Consider the following 21,156-nt stretch of genomic DNA (forward strand, 5'->3'; position numbering starts at 1 on the left):
CTATATTCCGCGCTATCGCCGCCCCACAAGCGGGGCCGTACGGTTATCGTCAGTCGTCGAAGCGGGTCGGGGCCGCATCGACCACCACGACATCTCCATTCCTTACTTCGCGCACTTCCATCGCTCGCTGGACGACGCCGTCGCGCATGAAGCGGAATGGACCGTCGAGTCCGAGGAATCCGCCCGGATCGCGCAGGTTGGATACCGGGAAAGTCCGACCCACTTTCCAATCGCGCGCGACCCGCAAGGTCAGCAGCACCGCATCGTAGCCAAGAGTCGAGATACGAAACGGATTGGAGCCAAAGCGGTTGTTGTAGCTGTCGCTATAGCGCTTGTAGCGTCCGTCCGAGACGGCCGAGAACAGCGCGCCGCGCATCGCACCGGCGCGGGTCAGTGAGCTTTCCCCGCTCCACAGCTCGGTCCCGAGCAGGCGCGAACCGCTGAGTTCGCCGGCAGCCTGGATCGAAAGGCGTGAGCCTTCAGGAATGAGGACGGTGTCGTAGCCGCCCTTGGCCTTAAGCCTTTGCGCAGCGCTGACGATCGAAGTGTTGCCGCGCGAATAGGCCTCGGTTCCCGCGAGCGTCCCGCCGTAGCGCCCCAGGGCGCTGTCGAGGGCGCTTTTCGCGCGTTGACCATAGTCGCCATTGGGAAGCAGCATCGCAAAGCTAGCCGCGCCCTTCGAGCGGGCATAGGCGACCGTGCGGTAGATCGACTGTTCGGGGATATGCCCCATCACGAATACGTCCCGGTCGGCCACGCTGGTGTCGTTGGAGAACGAAATAAGCGGCACGTTCGCAGGACGCGCCACGGAAATTACCTGCGCCACGTTGTCAGCCAACATCGGGCCAAGGATCAGCTTGTTGCCATCGGCCACGGCCCGTTCAGCCGCTCTGCGCGCTCCGGCAGCGGTGTCGTAGGTGGTGATACGCAGGTTGCTGGCGTTGGTATCGAGGATCGCCATGGTCGTCGCATTCGCGATCGACTGGCCCACCGCTCCGTTGGTACCCGACATCGGTACGAGCAGCGCGACGCGGTGACGCGTCTCGTCGGTGGGAAGGGCGGTGGCGCTGGGTTCGGGCGTCGGGCCGGTGTCCGGCGTAGTGGAGGTGGTGGGCCCCTTGGGAATAACCTGGCAGCCCGCGAGCAGCGCGGCGCCACCTGCCATTATCATCATGCGGCGGTTGAAGAATTTCCCGATCATGCTTGCCGACCCCATTTTGCTCGACCAATAGGAGGGGTGTGAGCATCACCCCAAGACCTGAATCCAGCCTGTCTGAACCGCTGGTCCCCGGCCTCTACATCGTCGCGACGCCGATTGGCAATCTCGGCGATGTAACGCTCCGTGCGGTCGATGTATTGAGCCGCTGCGATCGGGTAGCCTGCGAAGACACTCGGGTAACTGGCAAGCTGCTCAAGCATCTCGGGATTTCAAAACCGATGTGGCGCTATGACGACCACGCCTCGGAACGGGATCGGGAAAAGCTGGTCGATGCCTGCCGCACCCAAGCGGTGGCCCTGGTGAGCGATGCCGGCACGCCGCTGGTCTCCGATCCCGGATATCGCCTGGTGCGGGACGTTCGCGAGGCGGGCATTGCGGTCACCACCCTGCCTGGAGCTTGCGCAGCGATAGCGGGCTTGACGCTTTCGGGCCTTCCCAACGACAGGTTCCTCTTTGCCGGATTCATCCCGGTGAAGGAGAAAGCGCGGGCCGATTTCCTCGACGATCTGGCGGGAATCGATGCGACGCTGATTTTCTACGAGACTGGCCCCCGCCTGTTGAAATCGCTCACTGCCATCGCCGAGAAGTGGCCGGATCGAGAGGTCGCCGTGGCGCGCGAGCTAACCAAGCTCCACGAGGAATGCCGCGCCGGCACGGCGGCGGAACTGGCGGAACATTACGGGGAACATGCTCCCAAGGGGGAGATCGTGCTGCTGGTCGGGCCACCGGCGGAACAGGCGCCGGGCGGCGATCCGGACGCATTGCTGCGCGAGGCGCTAGCGACGCTCAAGCCTTCGCAGGCGGCCGCACATGTTGCCAAGGCCACGGGGCTCGATCGCAAGGAGCTCTACGCTCGCGCCATGGAGCTCAAGCAGGCGTGAGGCGACAACGCGCGGAAAGGCAGGGCCGCGATGCGGAGCGCTGGGCCTCGGTCTGGTTGCGCCTCCAGGGCTGGAAACTGCTCGCCAGCAGGGTCAAGACGCCTCGCGGAGAAATCGACCTGATCATGCGCCGAAGCGGTGTCGTGGCCTTTATCGAAGTGAAATGGCGCAAGCGCGCACAAGACCTCGATCATGCCATCGATTCCTACCGGCTTGGCCGCGTGGCGGCAGCGGTCGAATGCGTGGCGCATGACTATGTTCGCGAGGGCGAGGATTTGCGGATCGACGTGATGCTCCTTGCGCCCGGCGCCTTGCCGCGCCACATCGTCAACGCCTGGCAGCCCTGAGAGGATTTTGCATGACTTTGCGCGTCGCCGTCCAGATGGACCCGATAGAGACGATCAACATCGCGGGCGATTCCTCGTTCGCTTTGATGCTCGCGGCGCAGGAACGCGGGCATGAGGTGTTCGAATACCATGTCGAGAGCCTGACGCTCGATGCCGATGATCGGCTGTTTGCGCAGTGCTATCCGGTGAAGGTCCAGCGCGTCGAAGGTGATCACTTCAGCAAGGGCGAAGCGCAGCGGCTCGACCTCGGCAGCGACATCGATGTCGTCCTGATGCGGCAGGACCCGCCCTTTCACATGGGCTATATTACCGCGACGCACATGCTCGAGCGGATCCAGCACGAGACGCTGGTGGTCAACGATCCTGCCAATGTCCGCAATGCGCCTGAAAAGGTGATGGTGCTCAACTACCGCCGCTTCATGCCGCCCACGCTGGTGACGCGTTCGATCGACGAAGTCCGCCGCTTCATGTCCGAGCATGGCGCGGTGGTCGTCAAGCCGATCCACGGTAACGGCGGCAAGGCGATCTTCCGCGTGCCCGAAAGTGGCGACAATCTCTCGGCCCTGTTCGAAGTATTTAACCAGACCTGGCCCGAGCCGCATATGGTCCAGCCCTTTCTCCCCGAAGTGGCCGAAGGCGACAAGCGTATCGTATTGATCGACGGAGAGGTCGCGGGCGCGATCAATCGCAAACCGGGTGAGGGCGAGTTCCGCTCCAACCTCGCCATGGGCGGTAGTGCAGAGGCGACCCAGTTGACCGAGCGCGAACGCGAGATTTGCAATGCCATGGGGCCCGAGCTCAAGCGCCTCGGGCTGACCTTTGTCGGGATCGACGTGATCGGCGGCAAGTATCTGACCGAGATCAACGTCACCTCGCCGACCGGGATCGTCGCGATCGACAAGTTCAACGGCACCGACACGCCGGGCATGATCTGGGACGCTATCGAAGCGCGGTTGGCTGAGAAAGGCAAGGTCCGCTAGCGACCCGGTTGCGGACAAAGATTGGCGGTCAGGTGGATTTCTGGCAGATGTCAGCACTCGGTGCGGAGGATTAAGATTGATGTCATTGGAATCGATCTATTACATCAGTCAGGTCATTGCTGCGACAGCGCTTATCGTGTCACTATTGTTTGTGGGTGTGCAGCTAAAGCAAAATACCCAGCAGAGTAAACAGGCCAACTTGATTGCACACGCCGAGAGCCTTCGAGAGATGGTTCAGGGGCCTGAATATTGGCATCCTCTTTTCTCGCAACCAGGGTTCGCGGAAGACTTTCGCTTTTGCATGAACCGCTATTCAGAAGCCTCCGCCTTGATGAAAACACGTTTTCACGGCTTCATGTTCGCTCTTTGGCTGCAGATTGACTCAATGCATCGCATGCAAAAGCGCGGGCTGTTCGACGATGACCTCTCGTTTCGATACATCGGCGCTTGGAAGGCGATGATCTCCACTCCTGGGGGTGCAGGCTGGTGGAGCGATGTTTCGCCGCTAAATAATCCGTCGTTTGAGGCAGCGATGCAAGAGGCTAGCGCGAGGATGGAAAGAGAAGGGATCAAGATTTCTGATGCATTCGATATTTTCCCGTTCCTCAAGGAAGAGCCGGGAGAATTTGATACGATAGTCGGAAAGGGTGAAGCAGTTCGGCAAGCACCAGCCAAAGATGGTGTTTCAAGCCCAGAGTGACTCAGAAGTGCCATGACATCTCCCATTAGTAGGGTTCTTCCAATGTCCGCTTTCCACCCACAACCAGACATTACCGTTTCTTCGCCCGCCGATGCGCGTTGCGGTAATTCTCCAGCATCGTTGCGGCATCGACCTTGGTGTAGATCTGGGTCGAGCCTAGCGATGCGTGACCGAGCAGTTCCTGTAGCGAGCGCAGATCCGCACCCGCGCCCAACAGATGCGTCGCAAAGCTGTGTCGCAGCGCGTGGGGTGTCGCGGTGTCGGGCAGGCCGAGCAGGCGCCGCGCCTTCGCCATGGCCTTTTGCACCATGCCCTGGCTGAGCGGGCCACCCTTCGCGCCGCGAAACAGCGCATCCTCGGCTTCGAGCGGCCAGGGGCACTTGCGGGCATAGGCGTTCACCGCCTCGCGCGTGATCGGGAGGATTGGCACAAGGCGCTGCTTGCCGCCCTTGCCGGTCACCTGCAGCACTTCGCCCAGCGGAATGTCGCGTCCCTTGAGCGACAGCGCTTCGGCAATGCGCAATCCCGAACCGTAGAGCAGCAGCAGTACAGCGCGGTCGCGCTCGCCGATCCAGTCGGCATTGGCACTGCCCGCGACAAGGTCGGCGATATTGGTCGCATCATCGGGCGTAACCGGGCGAGGCAGGCCCTTCTTGATCCGCGGGCCGCGCAATCGGGGCGGGGAGGGGTCGGCCTGGCCGGTCTGTTCGCGGGCAAAGCCGATCAGCGCCTTGAGCGCCGACAGCTCCCGTGCGGCGCTCGCATTGGCGATACCTTCGGCGCGGCGATTGGCGAGATGGCGACGCAGGTCCGGCGCTTCGAGCCTTGCCACCTGCGGCCACTCCTCGATTTCGAGCGCTTCGAGCAGCCGATTGGCGCAGGCGAGATAGGCGCGCACGGTATGCGGGCTGCGGCGTCGCGATTGCGCCAGATGTTCGCGCCAGGTTTCGAGAAGGTCTGCTTTGCTCACGCCGCGACCAGATCGTCGCTGACCAGCTCGCCCAACAGCGCATCGAGCAAGGGCATCCCCGCTTGTGTCAGTCCGATGCGTTCGCCGTTCTGCCAGACGAGGCCGAGGTTCTCGTGCAGCGCGAGCTTGTCCGCATCGAGCAGGTGCTGTCGGGTTATGCCGAACCTGGTTTTGATCGCGCCCAGGTCCACCCCTTCGACCAGGCGCAGTCCGACCAGCAGCGTTTCCGAGGCCATTTCGGCATTTCCCAGCGCGCGCTCGATGTTCGCGCCGTGGCCCTGTTCTGCGCAAGCCTTGAGAAAGTTTTCGGGCTTCTTGTGCCGCTCGGTCGCCGTGCCGAGCCTTCTTCCGTGCGCGCCGGGGCCGATCCCGCAATAGTCGCGATAGCGCCAATAGGTGAGGTTGTGGCGGCTCTCCTGCCCCGGCCGGGCGTAGTTCGATATCTCGTAGGCCGGGAGCCCCGCGGCAGATGTCATCTCTTGCGTCAGGGCATAGAGATCGGCGGCCGGGTCGTCGTCCAGCGGCGTGAATTTGCCGAGCCGTACGTCGGTCTCGAACCTCGTGCTCGGTTCAATGGTGAGTTGGTAGAGCGAGAGATGGTCGGTGCCAAAGCTGAGCGCCTGCGCCAGTTCATTCTCCCATGCATCCGCCGTCTGCCCGGGCCGGGCATAGATCAGGTCGAAACTCACGCGGTCGAAACTTGCCTGGGCCACGTCAAGCGCAGCCAGCGCCTCATCTGATGAGTGCAAGCGGCCAAGAAACTGTAAGGTATCGTCGTAAAGCGATTGAATTCCAAGGGATACTCGGTTCACGCCAACCTGCGCCAGTGCCGCAAAATTCGACGCCTCGACCGATGACGGATTAGCCTCCAGCGTGATCTCGATGTCCTTGGCGAAGCCCCACAGCTTCTCTGCCTCAGCCAGCAGATCCCCCACCAGCGCTGGCGGCATCAGCGATGGCGTGCCGCCGCCGAAAAAGATCGATTCCAACGCCTCCCCGCCTGCCAATCCCGCTTCATGCCGCATGTCGGCAAGCAGCGCCGCGCGCCATTGATCGATGTCGACCTGGTGGCGGACATGGCTGTTGAAGTCGCAATAGGGGCATTTGCGAGCGCAAAAGGGCCAGTGGATGTAGAGAGCGCGTGCCACGGCGGCATCCTATGCGATGAGCGCAGTGAATTGCCAATCGTGATTGCAACTGCCGCTCGTCGCGTTTGTAAAACGGCTCGGCCACAGCTCGGGAACCATTTGCACAAATGATATGGATTTTCGCCGGTTAACCAGCTTTCTTGGCCGCAAATAAAGTGAGGGGCGCAAGGCTAGGAAGCCATGAGACGGGGTCGAATCCAAACCATTTTCGCTGCCGGGGCGATTGCCCTGGCGATCGCAGCAACCGCGACTTCGGCGGGCGGTCGCGCGCCGACCAATCGCTTTGCTACCGAACTGCTCGAAGTACATAACTCCGAGCGGTCGCAGTTTGGCGCGCCTGAACTGCAATGGAGCCAGAAGCTGGCGCGTGAGGCGCAGCAATGGGCACATGTGCTGGCACGCGAGGGTCGCATGCGTCACGCCTCGAACGACGAGCGCAGCGGCGCCGGGGAAAACCTCTGGATGGGTCAGGCCGGGGCGTATTCCGCGCGCTACATGGTCGAAGCCTTCGCCGCCGAGAAGCGCCACTTCAAGCCGGGGACCTTCCCGCACATCTCGCGCACGGGGAACTGGCGCGATGTCGGGCACTACACGCAAGTCGTGTGGCACGGCACGCGCGAGGTCGGTTGCGCAGTGGCGCGCAACCAGAGCGACGACTTCCTCGTGTGCCGCTACTGGCCCGCTGGCAATACCTATGGCGCGGAGGTCAAGCGGCTCGCCCGCCGCTGATCACACGCCGAACTGTTCCGCGGTGAGCTTGGCAAAGGCATCGGCCCGGTGGCTGATGGCGTGCTTTTCGCTCGGCTCGATTTCGGCAAAAGTCTGCTCGCCGCCCTCCGGGACGAACACCGGGTCGTAGCCAAAGCCCATTTCACCACGCGGCGGCCAGGTCAGCGAGCCGGGGCATTTGCCTTCATAGATGGCATATTCGCCATCGGGCCAGGCGATGGCCAGCACGCAATGGAAAGCCGCGCTGCGATCGGTTTCGGGGCCAAGCTGCTGTAGCATCCCCTCGACCTTGCCCATCGCCATGTACCAGTCGCGCCCGGGATCACCTTCGAACCATTGGCGCTCGGCCCAGTCGGCGGTGTAGACCCCGGGACGTCCGTCGAGCGCATCGACCGACAGCCCGCTGTCGTCGGCGAGCGCCGCAAGACCCGATGCCTCGGCTGCAGCGCGCGCCTTGATCAGTGCGTTCTCGACGAAACTCTTGCCGGTCTCGGCCGGCTCGGGCAGCCCCAGCGAACCTGCGCTGATGCACTTGATACCATGCGGCTCGAGCAGCGCGGAAATCTCCTTGAGCTTGCCCGAGTTATGCGTCGCAATGACCAGCGAGCCCGAACCGAGCCGCCGGGTCACTTCACCGCATCCCTTTGCGCCGCGAAGATCCGGTCGCAGCCGATCCGGGCGAGGCGGAGCAGGCGCAGCAGCCCTTCCTCGTCATAGGTGGCACCTTCCGCGGTTGCCTGGACCTCGGCGATCTGCCCGCCTTCGATCAGCACGAAGTTGGCGTCGGCTTCCGCCGAGGAGTCTTCGGGATAGTCGAGATCGAGCACCGGGGTGCCGCTGAAGATGCCGCAACTGATCGCTGCGACCTGTCCGGTGATGGGGTCTTCCTTGATTGCGCCCTCGGCCATCAGCTTGTCCACGGCAATGCGGAGAGCCACCCATGCACCCGATATGCTCGCCGTGCGGGTACCGCCATCAGCCTGCAACACGTCGCAGTCGAGGGTGATCTGGCGCTCGCCGAGCTTCTTGAGATCGACCACGGCGCGCAAGGAACGGCCGATGAGCCGCTGGATTTCCTGCGTCCGCCCCGATTGCTTGCCCTTCGCCGCCTCGCGCATGCCGCGCGTATGAGTCGAGCGGGGGAGCATCGAGTATTCGCCCGTCACCCAGCCTTCGCCCTTGCCGCGCAGCCATGGCGGCAGGCGTTCCTCGACGCTGGCGGTGCACAGCACGCGCGTGTCGCCGAAGCTGACGAGGCAACAACCCTCGGCATGCTTGGTAAAACCGGTCTCGATGGTGATGGCGCGCATTTCGTCGGGCGCACGGCCGGATGGTCGCATGAAATTTCCTTGGGTGATTCGTGTGCCCGCGGTTTGGCCGTGAAGGCCGGTGGCTGCAAGGCTTGTGACGTCCGGGGCAGTCGCTAGATAGGGCATATGTCCTCGCCGCCCATCTCCGAACTGACCCAACGCACGCGCGAGATCTTCCGGCTCGTGGTCGAAGGTTACCTCGAGAGTGGGCAACCGGTGGGATCGAAAACCCTGGCGCAGGATGCCACGGTAAACCTCTCGCCCGCCTCGATCCGCTCGGTGCTGGCCGATCTGGAGGAACTGGGCCTCTTGGCGGCGCCGCACACCAGTGCCGGCCGGATGCCGACCGAATCGGGCCTGCGGATCTTCGTCGACGGGATGATGCGGGTAGCCGAACCGACCGCGCAGGAGAGAGCGCAGATCGAAAAGCGCCTGGCGGAGCCGGGTTCGGTCGAGCATGCGCTCGAACAGACCAGCGCGATCCTGTCCGACATCTCGGGCGCGGCGGGCATGGTGCTGGTGCCGACGCGCGAGAACCGGCTTGCCCAGTTCAGTCTCGTCAATTTAGGGCAGGGCAGGGCGCTGGCGGTCCTGGTCGGCGACGATGGCGGAATCGAGAATCGGGTCGTCGAATTGGGCGAGGCAGTCATGCCCAGTGTGCTCGAGCAGGCCAGCAACTATATCACCGCGCGGCTTGGTGGGCGGACCCTGACCGAAGCGGCGGCGGCCATGCGAGCCGAAATTGCTGCGGGCAAGTCGCAGCTCGACAGTGCGAGCGCCGATCTGGTCGAGCGCGGTCTTGCCATCTGGAGCGAGGACGCTGCGCGCCGCCCCGTGCTCATCATTCGCGGACAGGCCAATTTGCTCGACGATGCCGCCATCGGCGATCTCGAACGTGTTCGCTCGCTGATCGACGACCTGGAAAACAAGCAATCGGTCGCCGAATTGCTCGAAAGCGCACGCGAGGCCGAGGCGACCCGAATATTCATCGGCAGCGAGAACCGATTGTTTGCGCTTTCCGGTTCGTCCGTTATTGCGTCGCCCTATCGCGACCGGGATGGACGCGTGCTGGGGGTGCTTGGCGTCATCGGCCCAACGCGATTGAATTACGCGCGGGTCGTCCCCATGATGGATTTCACGGCCCGCTCGCTGGGCAAGCTTATCGGATAGCTTTGGAAAATAACGACATGATCGATAACGACAAACCGCAGGACGAAGCGGTCGAAAAGGAATTGGAAGGCGTACCCGAAGAATTCCTCGACAAGAGCGATGCAGAAACCGCTGAAGAGGAAACGAGTGGTCTCGACCAGGCGCTCGACCGGCTGCGCGAGGATCTCGAAACCGCCAAGCAGGAAGTGCTCTATGCCAAGGCCGAGACGCAGAATGTCCGCCGCAGGCTCGAGAAGGACATGCAGGACGCGCGCGCCTATGCCGCGACCGGCTTTGCGCGCGATATCCTGAGCGTATCGGACAACCTTTCGCGCGCGCTCGAACATGTACCCGAAGCACTGCGCGAGGATGAGAAGGCCAAGCGCTTCATTGAGGGCATCGAAGCGACCCAGCGCGAGATCGAGAAGGTGTTTGGCCAGCATGGCATTTCGCGTATCGCCTCGGTCGGCCTGCCGCTCGATCCCAACCAGCATCAGGCAATGATGGAAATCCCGACCGAGGAGCATGAAGCCGGCACGGTGGTGCAGGAGATGCAGTCGGGCTGGATGATCAAGGATCGACTGTTGCGCCCGGCCATGGTCGGCGTCGCCAAGAAACCCGACTGATCGAGCGGGAAGGGGAGAGCATAATGAGGACTGCATTCTTCGGAGCGGCGGTCCTCGCTGCTTCTGCCTGGTCATTGCCGCTCGCGGCACAGGATAGTGCTGACGATCGCCTGTCCGCACTCGCTGACGAATATTACGACCGGCAATTGGCCGAGTGGGTCTATCTCGAAAAACCATCGGGTCAGATCGAACCGGGCGACCGGTTGCCGTCGGCTTTGCCCCAATCCCAATTGGCGCGAGCGAAGTTCGCCGAGAGCGTCCTCGCGCGCCTTGATGCGATGGATCGGGCCGAGTTCTCGCCCGAGGCCGCGATCAATGCCGCCGTTCTGCGCACGCTACTTGAGCAGGAGATTGGCGACGCGCGCTTCCGCGAATGGGACATGCCGTTCGACAGCGACAACAATTTCTGGAGCTATCTCGCCGCGCGCAGCGGTTTCCAGACAGTCGAGGAATACGAACGCTACATCGGCCGGATGCGCGACATTCCGCGCTTCTTTGCCGAGGAGACTGCCAACGCTCGAAATGGACTCGAGCGCGGTTTCTCGGTTCCTCGAGTAACGCTGGAAGGACGCGATGCTTCGCTCGCGGCTTATGTAACACAGGACTACAAGGCGAGCCCGTTCTGGAAACCATTCGAGGAAATGCCCGAGCGTTTCTCGGACGTGGACAAGACGCGCCTGCAGCGTGCCGGGCGCGAGGCGATCGTGAACTCGGTGACGCCGGCTTACGCTTCCTTCCTGCGGTTCTTCCGCGAAGAGTATCTGCCGCAGACACGCGAGACCCTGGGCGCGAGTGAATTGCCAGAGGGACGGTCCTTCTACGCTCAACAGATACGACAGTTCACCACGACCGATCTTACCGCAGAAGAGATCCACCAGATCGGTCTCGATGAGGTAGAGCGGATCACCGCGGAAATGGAGCAGGTGAAGGCCGAAGCCGGCTTTGAAGGTACGCTGCCCGAATTCGTGCGCTTCTTGCGCACCGACCCACAGTTCGTGGCCAAGACGCCGGACGAGCTGATGGGCGTTTCATCCTACGTGGCGAAGCGCGTCGATGGCGTGCTGGCAGACTACTTCGGCTTCCTGCCGCGCCATCGCTTCTCTATCCGCGAAGTCGATCCGGCGATCGCGCCGTTCTACACGGCGGGCCGCGGCGGTCTCGACTACTGCCAGATGAATACCTACGACCTGCCGTCGCGCCCCCTCTACAATATTCCGGCCCTGACGCTGCACGAATGCGCGCCCGGGCACAGCTTTCAGGCCGCAGTTGCGCTCGAGCAGAAAGAGGCGCCGCGCTTCCGGCGGCAGACCTATTTCTCGGGCTTTGGCGAGGGCTGGGGTCTCTACACCGAATATCTCGGTGAGGAGATGGGGATCTATCGCACGCCTTATGAGAAATTCGGACGGCTCAGCTACGAGATGTGGCGCGCGGTGCGCCTCGTGATCGATACCGGCATCCACGAGTACGGTTGGACCCGCGAGCAGGCGATGGAATATCTGGCCACTCGCACGGCGCTGTCGCAGCATGAAGTCGGGACCGAGATCGATCGTTATATCAGCTGGCCCGGGCAGGCGCTGGCCTACAAGCTGGGCGAGATGACCATTCGCAGGGAGCGCAAGAAGGCCGAGGATGCGCTGGGCGAGCAGTTCGATATCCGAAAATTCCACGATGTGGTGCTCTCGCTCGGATCGGTTCCCTTGAACGTGCTCGAGGAACGCATCGACGCCTTCATTGCCGACGGTGGGCAGGGCCTTCCCGGTGTGACCTACGACTGATGCTGACCGCAAACCTTGTTGGCGAACGACGGACCTTCGTCACCCATCTCGAATGCTCGCTGACCGGCGAGCGTTACGAGGCGGACAAGCTGCAGGGGCTTTCGGCGGCAGGCCGGCCGTTGCTGGTCCGCTACGATCTCGAGGCGGCAGGCGGGGCCTTACGGCGCGAGGCGCTTGAAGCGCGTCCGACCGACTTGTGGCGATGGCGCGAACTGCTGCCGGTGCGCAGGACTGAAAACATCATCAGCCTCGGCGAAATCGAAACGCCGCTGATCCCTATCCCACGCTCCGGCGGTACGAATGTGCTGGTCAAGGACGAGGGACGACTGCCGACCGGCAGCTTCAAGGCGCGCGGGTTGGTGATGGCCGTGGCAATGGCGAAAGAGCTGGGCGTCAAACGCATCGCCATGCCGACCAACGGCAATGCCGGCGCCGCGCTCGCAGCCTATGCGACGCGGGCAGGGATCGAGACTCTGGTGCTGTGCCCGTCTGACACCCCGGAGGTGAACGTGCGCGAAATCGCCGCGCAGGGCGCGCGGGTTTATCGCGTCAACGGGCTGATCGATGAGTGTGGAGCGATCGTCGGGATAGGTGCGGCCGAGGGACTGTGGTTCGACTTCTCGACGCTCAAGGAGCCGTACCGGATCGAAGGCAAGAAGACGATGGGCCTCGAGCTTGCCGCGCAACTGGGCTGGCGTTTACCCAAGGCGATCTTCTATCCGACCGGGGGTGGCACTGGCCTGATCGGGATGTGGAAGGCTTTCGACGAACTTGAACAACTGGGCTGGATCGGCTCGGAACGACCCAAGATGTTCGCGGTGCAGGCGAGCGGCTGCGCGCCCATCGTCAAGGCATTCGAAGACGGGGTTGAGCATGCCGAGCGGTGGGAGAATGCCCACACGGTGGCTGCCGGCATTCGCGTTCCTAAAGCGGTCGGCGATTTCCTGATCCTGCGCGCAGTTCGCGAGAGCGGTGGTGCCGCCCTCGCAGTCGAGGAGGACGATATCGTCCGGGCGACTGCCGATAGCGCGGCGATGGATGGCTTGCTGCTCTGTCCCGAGGGAGGGGCCACGCTGGCCGCCTATCGCAACGCGCTCGAAGCGGGGCTTGTGTCAGCCACTGACGACGTCGTGCTTTTCAATTGCGCAACCGGCCTCAAATATCCGCTCGAGGATCGGTCTGCTGTGCTGGACAAGAACGCCTTGCCCGATCTCGCCGAACTCTGATCTAGAGTTCCAGGACCATCTGCAGATTGCAGCGCTGATAGGGCGTGGGCCACAGCTCGTCGCCTTCGAGACGCTGAAATCCCTTGCGCTCGTAGAGCCGGGTGGCAGCACCCAGGCGATCGTTGGTTTCGAGCCACAGGGCATCGCAACCGCGCGCCCGTGCCTCGTCGATCAGGAAGGTCATCACCTGCGATGCAACGCCTTTGCCTTGTGCATCGGGATCGGTCGCCATCTTGACGAGTTCGAGCCATTCCTGCCCGTCATCGGGTGAATGATGCGGCGGCACCAGCGCACCGCAGCCGACCACTTCGCCGTCAAGTTCGGCAATGGCGATCACTCCGCCAGGATCGAGGATCGATCCCTGGGGATCGAGCAATTGCTGGCGGTCGCTCTCCTCGACGCCGAACATTTCCTCGATCCAGCGCAGGTTGAGCTGCGCGAAATCCTCGGCATCGTCATCATGATACCGTCTGACGATCAACGTCACGCACTCGCTCCCGGAAAGTTCACCAGGAGATCGTATGCCGAAACATCGGGCACTCCGGCAACGCGCATTCCGTTGCGCAGCATAAAGGCATGCTTCACGATCTCGGCCTGCTGCTCGATCCCGTAGCGGGTCAGCGGCCATCCGGGCTTGAGACTGTAGCTATACCGCGCCCAGGGCATCCGACGGGTTACGAGGTACCATGGGCCGCGGGTCTGGGTTTGCCAGACATGCGTCATCTCGTGGATGAACAGTGACCGCAGCGACATCGAAGCCGTACTGAAGTCGTCGCAATAATTGGCCGAAAGCGGATGAAAATGAAGGTGTCCGCGCGGTGCCATGGTGATGCGCCGCGGCTGGAGGGGAAACCATTTTCGGCGCCTGATCGTGACCTGCGTATAGTCGATCGCGGACCCGAAGATGCTGCGGGCGAGCTCGACTTCTCCCGGCGTCAACGGTCGCTCGCCGCCGATCGGGCAGAATGGAGCGACCGCATCTACGTCGATTTGCGCGTTGGCTTCGGTCAGCGGTCGGCATCCCCGGCGGCGACGATTTCAACCGGGAAAGTCATGGTCTTTCCTCCCGACACCGTCAGCGTGACATTGGTCGTGCCGCCGGCCTTGAGATCGGGCGACAGCCCCATTGCCATCACGTGCCGCGATCCCGGCTCGAAGGCGAGCTTGGTCCCCTTGGAGAGGGTAATCGGCAGCGCCTCCATCATTTCTCGGCGGCCCTGGTTGTCGGCATATTCGTGCAGCATGGCGCTGCTCGCACCTTCGACACTGGCCTTGCGGACAGCGAGACCGCGGTCACCATCGTAGTTCAGATTGAAATAGACGGCTGCCGGATTGCCTTCGACAGCGTTCAACACCATCCGCCCATCGGTGATGGTCATGCCGGGAATCCCGGCTTCCGAAGTCTCTGCGACCGGGGCCTCGGCGTCTCCGCAGGCTGCGAGAGAAACACAGCTTGCTGCGAGGAAAACGGCGGCGACTTTATTGATGTTCACGTTAGGAACTCCCCCTTTGGTACAAGGTAAAAACTAGTCCGGGTGATCCCTTGTGCCAAGCGAAACCACACCTATATCCCACGGGTAAACGAGCCGCCGACCGGTTTTGCCAATGGTGGGAGACCGAAAGCGTGGCGTCCAACTAATTGAAGGAAAATGGGGAATCCATGGCTAAAGTAATCGGTATCGACCTCGGCACCACCAACTCCTGCGTTGCCGTGATGGACGGCGGCAAGCCCAAGGTGATCGAGAACTCGGAAGGCGCGCGTACCACGCCGTCTATCGTTGCATTCACCAAGGACAAAGAACGCCTTATCGGTCAGCCGGCCAAGCGCCAGGCTGTAACCAACCCTGACAATACGCTCTTCGCGATCAAGCGCCTCATCGGCCGCCGCTTCGACGATCCATTGACCAAGAAGGACATGGAGCTCGTCCCCTATGACATCGTCAAGGGCAAGAACGGCGACGCATGGGTTGAAGCTGGTGGCGAAGAATACAGCCCGAGCCAGGTGTCCGCCTTCATCCTCCAGAAGATGAAGGAAACCGCCGAGAGCTATCTGGGCGAAACCGTGACGCAGGCGGTCATCACCGTTCCTGCCTACTTCAACGATGCCCAGCGGCAGGCGACCAAGGATGCCGGACAGATTGCCGGTCTCGAAGTGCTCCGCATCATCAACGAGCCGACGGCCGCTGCGCTCGCCTATGGCCTCGACAAGGACGATGGCAAGACCATTGCCGTCTACGACCTTGGCGGCGGTACCTTCGACGTTTCGATCCTCGAGATCGGCGACGGTGTGTTCGAGGTGAAGTCGACCAATGGCGACACCTTCCTCGGCGGTGAAGACTTCGACAGCGCGATTGTCGAATGGCTGGCCGACCAGTTCAAGAAGAAGGAAAACATGGACTTGCGGCAGGACAAGCTTGCCCTGCAGCGTCTCAAGGAAGCCGCGGAAAAGGCGAAGATCGAACTGTCGAGCTCGCAGACGACCGAGGTGAACCTGCCCTTCATCACTGCCCGTATGGAAGGCGGCAGCTCGACCCCGCTGCACCTGGTCGAAACGATCAGCCGTTCGGACCTCGAAAAGATGGTCGACAGCCTGATCCAGCGTACGCTTGATCCGTGCAAGAAGGCGCTCGAAGATGCCGGTATTTCCAAGGACCAGGTCGACGAGGTGATTCTTGTCGGCGGCATGACCCGCATGCCCAAGGTTCGAGAAGTGGTCGAGAAGTTCTTCGGCTCCAAGCCGCACACCGGCGTGAACCCCGACGAAGTCGTGGCGATGGGCGCAGCCATCCAGGCCGGCGTTCTCCAGGGCGACGTCAAGGACGTGCTGCTGCTCGACGTGACCCCGCTTTCGCTGGGCATCGAGACGCTGGGCGGTGTATTCACCCGCATGATCGATCGCAACACGACGATCCCGACCAAGAAGACGCAGACCTATTCGACCGCGGAAGACAATCAGAATGCGGTGACCATCCGCGTCTTCCAGGGCGAGCGCGAAATGGCGGCCGACAACAAGCTGCTCGGCCAGTTCGACCTGGTCGGCATCCCGCCCGCACCGCGCGGTGTGCCGCAGATCGAAGTCACCTTCGACATCGACGCTAACGGCATCGTCAACGTCAGTGCCAAGGACAAGGGCACCGGCAAGGAACAGCAGATCCGCATCCAGGCTTCGGGCGGTCTCAGCGACGCCGACATCGACCAGATGGTCCAGGATGCCGAGAAGTTCGCCGAAGAAGACAAGAAGCGCCGCGAGTCTGCCGAAGCGCGCAACCAGGCCGATAGCCTGATTCACGCGACCGAGAAGCAGCTCGAGGAGCATGGCGACAAGATCGATGCCGATACCAAGTCGGCGGTCGAATCGGCACTGGCCGAGGCAAAAACCGCGCTCGAAAGCGACGACGTCGATGCCATCAATGCCAAGTCCCAGGCCCTGACCGAAGCGGCCATGAAGATGGGTCAGCAGATCTACGAGAAGGAGCAGGCTTCTGCCGCGGCTTCGGCCGATACCGGAGATGCCGGTGCCGCAGACAGCTCGGATGGCGACGAGGAAGTCGTCGATGCCGAGTTCTCGGAAGTCGACGAAGACAACAAGGGCTGATGTCCTGATGAAAACCTTGCCGCCGCCAGTGCAATTCGCGCTGGTGGCGGTTAGCGTTTGAGGGACGGGATCAAAATGTCAGCAACCGACATCGACTATTACGAGCTTCTCAACGTATCGCGCGACGCCGATGGCGCGGCGATCAAGAGCGCCTATCGCAAGCTCGCCATGCAATATCATCCCGATCGAAATCCGGGGTGCGGCGAGAGCGAGGCGCGGTTCAAGGCGATCAGCGCCGCCTACGACTGTCTCAAGGATCCGCAAAAGCGGGCGGCCTACGACCGCTTTGGCCACGCCGCGTTCCAGAACGGCATGGGCGGCGGGCATGGCCCGAGCGCAGGCGACTTCGGCGACATCGGCGACATTTTCGAGACCATTTTTGGTCAGGCCTTCGGCGGTGGCGGCGCGCGTCAGCAACCCCGCCGCGGTGCAGACCTGCGCTACGACATGGAAATCACGCTCGATGATGCGTTCCATGGCAAGACCCGGCAGATCGAGATCGAGGTCAGCCAGGCGTGCGGCACCTGTTCCGGCTCGGGCGCGACCCCGGGCACCGGCGAGCGCCAGTGCAACCTCTGCAACGGCTACGGCAAGGTCCGCGCGAAGCAGGGCTTCTTCATGGTCGAACGACCGTGCCCGACCTGCCATGGGCGGGGTGCGGTGATCGAAAGCCCGTGCAATGTCTGCCGCGGGGAAGGGCGGGTGGACCGCCCCCAGGCGCTCGAAGTGGAGATCCCCGCCGGGGTCGACACCGGCACCAGGATACGCCTGTCCGGCAAGGGCGAGGCGGGACCGCGCGGCGCACCGCCCGGCGACCTCTACATCTTCGTCCATGTGAAGCCGCACCCGGTATTCCATCGCGAAGGGACGACACTCGCGACGCGGGTGCCGGTCAGCTTTACCACCGCTGCGCTCGGCGGCAGCATCGACATTCCCGACCTGTCGGGCAAGTCCAACGCCGTCGAGATCCCTGCAGGCATCCAGTCGGGCAAGCAGCTCAGGGTGCGCGGGGCGGGCATGCCGGTCCTGCAAGGGCGCGGTCGCGGCGACCTCGTGGTCGAGATTGCGGTCGAGACCCCAACCAAGCTCAGCAAGAAGCAGCGCGAGATCCTCCAGCAATTCCGCGACACCGAAACGGGCGAGGAATGCCCCGAGAGCCGCGGCTTCTTCGACAAGCTCAAGGACGCTTTCGGCGGTTAGGCTTTCGGTCGGCCTGCTCGACAGAAGTCGGGACGCGGGCTAGGCAGGCGATCTGAAGGGAGATCGCCTCATGAATCGCCGCCTTTTCATTTCGTTACTCGGTACTTGCCTGGCCGCCGCACCCGCTGCCGCGCAGCAGGACATGGCCGACGTTCAAATCACTGCCGAGGAGATCGCTCCAGGCGTCGCAGTCCTGTTCGGACAGGGCGGCAATATCGGGGTCAGCCACGGCGAAGGCGGCACAGTGCTGATCGATGACCAGTTCGCGCCATTGTCTGCCAAGATCGAAGCGGCCGTTGCCGGCCTCGGTGCGAATCCCGTCCACTATGTGATCAACACCCATTGGCACGGCGACCACACCGGCGGGAACGAGCATTTCGGCAAGGCCGGGGCACATATCTTCGCACACAAGAACGTCCGCAAGCGCCTTAGCGTCGATCAGCAGCGTGGCGAGCGCGTGATCGCAGCCGCACCGGCAGCCGCGCTGCCGGTCGTGACCTACGACCGCGGGGTCAGGCTTCACCTCAACGGCGACACGATCGAGGTGATGTTCCTCGGCGGCGGTCACACCGATGGCGACAGCGTGGTGTTCTGGCGCGAGAAGAACGTCGTCCATATGGGCGATCTCTATTTCAAGATCGCCGGGTGGCCCTACATCGACACCAATTCGGGCGGCAATGTCGAACGGCTGCTGTTCTCGGTCGATTCAGCGCTGTCACTGATGGATGACGAGACCAAGGTCATCCCGGGTCACGGCCCGATGTCGAACAAGGCCGAGTTGATGGCTTATCGCAACGCGATCGGCGAGGCCGTGACGCGGATCAGGGCACTCAAGCAGTCGGGCAAGACAGTCGAAGAGGCGCAGGCCGCCAAGCCGCTTGAAAGCTTCCAGCGCGGAGAAGGCTTCATCGGCGCCGATGCGTTCATCGCCGCGATCTGGGACAGCCTCGACTAGTCGGACGCAGCCTCGGCGAACTTGTCCTCGACCTCGCGCCTGAGCTGGTCGATCAGGTGCATCTTGCACCTGCCGGCCAGGCTTTCCTCGTCGAGGATCGCGAGGAAAAGATCGCGCTTGAACTGACGGCACGATTCCTCGGGCAACTTTTCGTCGAGCGTGGAGCAGACGAGGTCGACCATGCGTTCGGCTCCGTGAAGCCTGCCCCACAAGTAATCGTTTTCGCGATAGGCGCGGCTGAAGAACGCACCGAAATTGTAGAACTCGATCCCGCGCAGCGTGGCCCGCGTTCCCCCTTCGCGGATCGAGCGGGCGTCGTCGGGCGAGATGCGATCGACCTTGATCGGATCGTATTCGCTCAGGTCCTCGTTGCGCAGCAGCGGCAGGGTGGCGATGTCATAGAACGGGAAGCCAAGATAGGTCAGCAGCATCCGCCGCTTGAGGTTCTTGGGCATCTGGTCGAGCGCTTCCGACAGCATCCGTTCGGCGCGTTCGTCGGTCTCCGGCAGCAATCGGGTTCTCGACAGGTGGTCGAGCAGCGATCCGGGATCGGCAAGGACGTTGGCGGCTAGCGCAGGGAATTCCGGGCCAAGCCCGTCGATCCCCTCATGCTGAAAATAGACCCCGAGTATCTCGTAGATTGCCTCGCGCGCGACATCGAGCGCTGGGTCCGAAATCTCGGGATCGTTTTCCCAATCGCGCGCCAGCCTCCGTGTCAGCAACCGCAGGCGCCGGATACGGAACCCGATGTCGTGCGCCCGGAAGAAACCGATCGCAGCCTCGCTAGCGCCTCCGCTCGGATCGGACAGGCTCGCCAATCCGCGCCGGTCGAGTTCCGCCCGCAAGACGTCCTCGATGGCCGCAGGATCGGGCAGCCCAAGCTCGGGCGCCGCTTCGAACGCGAGCAACGCGAGGTGCTCGATAATGCCGTTATACTTCGATTGCGCGTAGGAGTGGTAGGCGAACCCCGCCAGATCAGCCGCGGCCTGTTGCGCCTTCGCGCGCCAGGCGTGCAGCCGCTTGGGGGTAGGGCGATCGAGAAACAGGGTTCTGCCGAACAGTTTCTCGACCGCGCGTTCGACCTCGGGACGAAGCGCAGAAACCATACGCCGCAATCGTTCGGCGTCGCGCGACTGTTGCTCCAGCGCTTCGAGGTTGTCGCGGATTGGCTGTTCGCGCGGAATGATCGAGATCGAGCCGAAGATCGCGCTGAAGAAACCGACGGTACGGTCCTCTTCCTCGCGTTCCGATCCAAAGCGGTCGGGACGGGGATCGATATAGACAAAACGCCGGTCCACCTCGCGCTGGGCAGGCCGCCCTTCGAGCGCATCGATGGCTTCGCCGAACGGCTTGTTCACCAGCACCGATCCGTCGATCAGCGAGACGCGCTCCACCGAGCCATCGCGGACATGGACGGGCATGATCCGCTGGAGGAAATGCGCGCGATTGTCCCATTGGTGATCGTGGCGAAGGGCCAGGCGGTCGATCTCGCGCACCTGTAGCGGGGGAAAGGCGCCGGGGAAGCTGGCCGTTGCCCGCGCGGCAAATGTCAGCTCGAGCGGATCGGCCAGGTCGATATCGGCCGTCCCGGGCGCAACCGAGTGAAATCCCACTGGCATGCGGTGCTCGCTTTCCTGGACCACCGCCGGCGAATGCAAGCGCAGGAGCTCGAGGTGCCCGTGATAATCGGTCGTGGTGACGAACAGGTCGATCGGATGACCCGGCGGCAGGAGCGGAGGCTCGATCTTTCCGTCCCCCATGGCCGAGAAAGCATTGAACAACAGCCCCGAAAAATTGTCGCCGGAAAACGGAGGCTGGAACCACCGCCCGCGGACGAAGCGCGAAACCTTGTGGCGCACCTCGGCTCGCGTTTCGGGCGCAACGCTTTCACTCACCGCATTGCCGGGGCGGGTGAACAGCCACCAGGCGATCGGCTGCGCCCAGAACTTGGCAAAGCGCCACATCGGTCGCGCATCGGGATCGAGCAGTTTGTCGACATCCGCACCTTCGAGCCAAAGATCGGTTAGCGGCTCGAGCGAGTGTCCGGAATGGATCGCCTGCGCGAGGAAGATCGCATTGATTCCGCCCGCGCTCGAACCGGTGAGAATGTCGGGTAGCACACGCAGGCGCAGCACCTGTTCGTTCTCGATATGCCTGAGCAGATCGCAATAGATTCGTTCGACCGGTGAATCGGGCGCTCGGCCCGCATGGAAATCGCGGCTTGCGCGCGCGAGCTGCCAGATCTCCTTCGTAACCCCATGCATGTACACGGCGAGGCTGACACCGCCGTAACAGACCAGGGCGAGACGAAGTTCCTTTTGCCGCATATGGGGATAGTGCAGGCTT

The 21,156-nt window shown here is 62.7% G+C and carries 21 protein-coding genes; 12 read left to right on the forward strand and 9 right to left on the reverse strand.

Features of this window, described 5'->3' with window-relative positions; genetic code table 11:
- Nucleotides 1-49: 49 nt before the first annotated feature.
- On the reverse strand, nucleotides 50-1,201 hold the full coding sequence (locus P7228_RS13705; RefSeq protein WP_278015792.1) for a penicillin-binding protein activator: 1,152 nt from the start codon (nucleotides 1,199-1,201) through the stop codon (nucleotides 50-52).
- 38 nt (nucleotides 1,202-1,239) lie between these two features.
- Here P7228_RS13705 and rsmI point away from each other — a divergent pair, with 38 nt between their 5' ends.
- The 4 genes from rsmI to P7228_RS13725 all read left to right on the forward strand — a co-directional run bounded on the left by rsmI (nucleotide 1,240) and on the right by P7228_RS13725 (nucleotide 4,127).
- The gene (gene rsmI / locus P7228_RS13710) at nucleotides 1,240-2,100 is read left to right on the forward strand and encodes a 16S rRNA (cytidine(1402)-2'-O)-methyltransferase (RefSeq protein ID WP_278015793.1); all 861 of its coding nucleotides are present in this window, start codon (nucleotides 1,240-1,242) and stop codon (nucleotides 2,098-2,100) included.
- Entirely contained in the window at nucleotides 2,097-2,447 is a 351-nt protein-coding gene (locus tag P7228_RS13715) for a YraN family protein (RefSeq protein ID WP_278015794.1), read from the forward strand. The genes rsmI and P7228_RS13715 overlap by 4 nt, the downstream gene beginning before the upstream one ends.
- A gap of 11 nt (nucleotides 2,448-2,458) precedes the next feature.
- A complete protein-coding gene (gene gshB / locus P7228_RS13720; protein ID WP_278015795.1) occupies nucleotides 2,459-3,427 on the forward strand; it encodes a glutathione synthase in 969 nt (322 codons plus the stop codon).
- Nucleotides 3,428-3,506: 79 nt separating this feature from the next.
- Nucleotides 3,507-4,127, forward strand: coding sequence for a hypothetical protein (locus tag P7228_RS13725; RefSeq protein WP_278015796.1), 621 nt, complete (start codon nucleotides 3,507-3,509; stop codon nucleotides 4,125-4,127).
- 70 nt (nucleotides 4,128-4,197) lie between these two features.
- On the opposite strand, the gene P7228_RS13730 is transcribed toward P7228_RS13725, so the two are convergent.
- Nucleotides 4,198-5,097: a tyrosine recombinase XerC gene (locus tag P7228_RS13730; RefSeq protein WP_278015797.1), complete on the reverse strand. Its 900-nt coding sequence runs from the start codon at nucleotides 5,095-5,097 to the stop codon at nucleotides 4,198-4,200.
- Nucleotides 5,094-6,245 (reverse strand): radical SAM family heme chaperone HemW, encoded by a 1,152-nt coding sequence (gene hemW, locus P7228_RS13735; RefSeq protein WP_278015798.1) that lies wholly within the window; start codon nucleotides 6,243-6,245, stop codon nucleotides 5,094-5,096. Before hemW ends, P7228_RS13730 begins: the two co-directional genes overlap by 4 nt.
- A gap of 180 nt (nucleotides 6,246-6,425) precedes the next feature.
- Here hemW and P7228_RS13740 point away from each other — a divergent pair, with 180 nt between their 5' ends.
- Complete coding sequence (locus tag P7228_RS13740; protein ID WP_278015799.1) at nucleotides 6,426-6,974, forward strand: CAP family protein; 549 nt, start codon at nucleotides 6,426-6,428, stop codon at nucleotides 6,972-6,974.
- Here P7228_RS13740 and rdgB read toward each other — a convergent pair whose 3' ends face one another.
- Nucleotides 6,975-7,604, reverse strand: a complete 630-nt coding sequence (gene rdgB / locus P7228_RS13745) for an RdgB/HAM1 family non-canonical purine NTP pyrophosphatase (RefSeq protein ID WP_278015800.1) — start codon at nucleotides 7,602-7,604, stop codon at nucleotides 6,975-6,977.
- Complete coding sequence (gene rph, locus P7228_RS13750) at nucleotides 7,601-8,314, reverse strand: ribonuclease PH (protein ID WP_278015801.1); 714 nt, start codon at nucleotides 8,312-8,314, stop codon at nucleotides 7,601-7,603. The genes rdgB and rph overlap by 4 nt, the downstream gene beginning before the upstream one ends.
- A 96-nt stretch (nucleotides 8,315-8,410) precedes the next feature.
- Between rph and hrcA the strand changes: the two genes are divergently transcribed.
- Genes hrcA through P7228_RS13770 form a run of 4 tightly spaced genes read left to right on the forward strand, consistent with a single transcriptional unit; the run spans nucleotide 8,411 to nucleotide 13,060 of the window.
- Nucleotides 8,411-9,454 carry a heat-inducible transcriptional repressor HrcA gene (gene hrcA / locus P7228_RS13755; protein WP_278015802.1) on the forward strand — a complete coding sequence of 348 codons (1,044 nt, stop codon included), beginning with the start codon at nucleotides 8,411-8,413 and terminating at the stop codon, nucleotides 9,452-9,454.
- 17 nt (nucleotides 9,455-9,471) lie between these two features.
- A complete protein-coding gene (gene grpE / locus P7228_RS13760) occupies nucleotides 9,472-10,059 on the forward strand; it encodes a nucleotide exchange factor GrpE (RefSeq protein ID WP_278015803.1) in 588 nt (195 codons plus the stop codon).
- A gap of 23 nt (nucleotides 10,060-10,082) precedes the next feature.
- Nucleotides 10,083-11,834, forward strand: coding sequence for a DUF885 domain-containing protein (locus P7228_RS13765; RefSeq protein ID WP_278015804.1), 1,752 nt, complete (start codon nucleotides 10,083-10,085; stop codon nucleotides 11,832-11,834).
- Nucleotides 11,834-13,060: a threonine synthase gene (locus tag P7228_RS13770; RefSeq protein ID WP_430732478.1), complete on the forward strand. Its 1,227-nt coding sequence runs from the start codon at nucleotides 11,834-11,836 to the stop codon at nucleotides 13,058-13,060. Before P7228_RS13765 ends, P7228_RS13770 begins: the two co-directional genes overlap by 1 nt.
- 1 nt (nucleotide 13,061) lies before the next feature.
- On the opposite strand, the gene P7228_RS13775 is transcribed toward P7228_RS13770, so the two are convergent.
- The 3 genes from P7228_RS13775 to P7228_RS13785 all read right to left on the reverse strand — a co-directional run bounded on the left by P7228_RS13775 (nucleotide 13,062) and on the right by P7228_RS13785 (nucleotide 14,553).
- Nucleotides 13,062-13,547, reverse strand: coding sequence for a GNAT family N-acetyltransferase (locus tag P7228_RS13775; protein ID WP_278015805.1), 486 nt, complete (start codon nucleotides 13,545-13,547; stop codon nucleotides 13,062-13,064).
- On the reverse strand, nucleotides 13,544-13,999 hold the full coding sequence (locus P7228_RS13780; RefSeq protein WP_278015806.1) for a vgr related protein: 456 nt from the start codon (nucleotides 13,997-13,999) through the stop codon (nucleotides 13,544-13,546). The genes P7228_RS13775 and P7228_RS13780 overlap by 4 nt, the downstream gene beginning before the upstream one ends.
- A 68-nt stretch (nucleotides 14,000-14,067) precedes the next feature.
- Nucleotides 14,068-14,553 carry a copper chaperone PCu(A)C gene (locus P7228_RS13785; RefSeq protein WP_278015807.1) on the reverse strand — a complete coding sequence of 162 codons (486 nt, stop codon included), beginning with the start codon at nucleotides 14,551-14,553 and terminating at the stop codon, nucleotides 14,068-14,070.
- A gap of 167 nt (nucleotides 14,554-14,720) precedes the next feature.
- Here P7228_RS13785 and dnaK point away from each other — a divergent pair, with 167 nt between their 5' ends.
- From dnaK to P7228_RS13800, 3 genes are all read left to right on the forward strand, one after another.
- The gene (gene dnaK, locus P7228_RS13790) at nucleotides 14,721-16,655 is read left to right on the forward strand and encodes a molecular chaperone DnaK (protein WP_278015808.1); all 1,935 of its coding nucleotides are present in this window, start codon (nucleotides 14,721-14,723) and stop codon (nucleotides 16,653-16,655) included.
- Between the two features lie 75 nt (nucleotides 16,656-16,730).
- On the forward strand, nucleotides 16,731-17,855 hold the full coding sequence (gene dnaJ / locus P7228_RS13795; protein ID WP_278015809.1) for a molecular chaperone DnaJ: 1,125 nt from the start codon (nucleotides 16,731-16,733) through the stop codon (nucleotides 17,853-17,855).
- A 70-nt stretch (nucleotides 17,856-17,925) separates the two neighbouring features.
- Nucleotides 17,926-18,810 (forward strand): MBL fold metallo-hydrolase, encoded by an 885-nt coding sequence (locus tag P7228_RS13800; RefSeq protein WP_278015810.1) that lies wholly within the window; start codon nucleotides 17,926-17,928, stop codon nucleotides 18,808-18,810.
- Here P7228_RS13800 and P7228_RS13805 read toward each other — a convergent pair.
- Nucleotides 18,807-21,137, reverse strand: a complete 2,331-nt coding sequence (locus tag P7228_RS13805; RefSeq protein ID WP_278015811.1) for a patatin-like protein — start codon at nucleotides 21,135-21,137, stop codon at nucleotides 18,807-18,809. The two genes, P7228_RS13800 and P7228_RS13805, sit on opposite strands and share 4 nt — an antisense overlap.
- Nucleotides 21,138-21,156 lie beyond the last annotated feature (19 nt).

The sequence above is a fragment of the Altererythrobacter sp. CAU 1644 genome (assembly GCF_029623755.1).
Taxonomy (GTDB): domain Bacteria; phylum Pseudomonadota; class Alphaproteobacteria; order Sphingomonadales; family Sphingomonadaceae; genus Erythrobacter; species Erythrobacter arenosus.

Excerpts from the sequence above, each read along its gene's own strand:
- P7228_RS13705 (WP_278015792.1), bottom strand. The coding sequence starts at position 1,201 with ATGATCGGGAAATTCTTCAACCGCCGCATGATGATAATGGCAGGTGGC.
- gshB (WP_278015795.1), top strand. The coding sequence starts at position 2,459 with ATGACTTTGCGCGTCGCCGTCCAGATGGACCCGATAGAGACGATCAAC.
- P7228_RS13725 (WP_278015796.1), top strand. The coding sequence starts at position 3,507 with ATGTCATTGGAATCGATCTATTACATCAGTCAGGTCATTGCTGCGACA.
- P7228_RS13740 (WP_278015799.1), top strand. The coding sequence starts at position 6,426 with ATGAGACGGGGTCGAATCCAAACCATTTTCGCTGCCGGGGCGATTGCC.
- rph (WP_278015801.1), bottom strand. The coding sequence starts at position 8,314 with ATGCGACCATCCGGCCGTGCGCCCGACGAAATGCGCGCCATCACCATC.
- hrcA (WP_278015802.1), top strand. The coding sequence starts at position 8,411 with ATGTCCTCGCCGCCCATCTCCGAACTGACCCAACGCACGCGCGAGATC.
- grpE (WP_278015803.1), top strand. The coding sequence starts at position 9,472 with ATGATCGATAACGACAAACCGCAGGACGAAGCGGTCGAAAAGGAATTG.
- P7228_RS13765 (WP_278015804.1), top strand. The coding sequence starts at position 10,083 with ATGAGGACTGCATTCTTCGGAGCGGCGGTCCTCGCTGCTTCTGCCTGG.
- P7228_RS13770 (WP_430732478.1), top strand. The coding sequence starts at position 11,834 with ATGCTGACCGCAAACCTTGTTGGCGAACGACGGACCTTCGTCACCCAT.
- dnaK (WP_278015808.1), top strand. The coding sequence starts at position 14,721 with ATGGCTAAAGTAATCGGTATCGACCTCGGCACCACCAACTCCTGCGTT.
- dnaJ (WP_278015809.1), top strand. The coding sequence starts at position 16,731 with ATGTCAGCAACCGACATCGACTATTACGAGCTTCTCAACGTATCGCGC.
- P7228_RS13800 (WP_278015810.1), top strand. The coding sequence starts at position 17,926 with ATGAATCGCCGCCTTTTCATTTCGTTACTCGGTACTTGCCTGGCCGCC.
- P7228_RS13805 (WP_278015811.1), bottom strand. The coding sequence starts at position 21,137 with ATGCGGCAAAAGGAACTTCGTCTCGCCCTGGTCTGTTACGGCGGTGTC.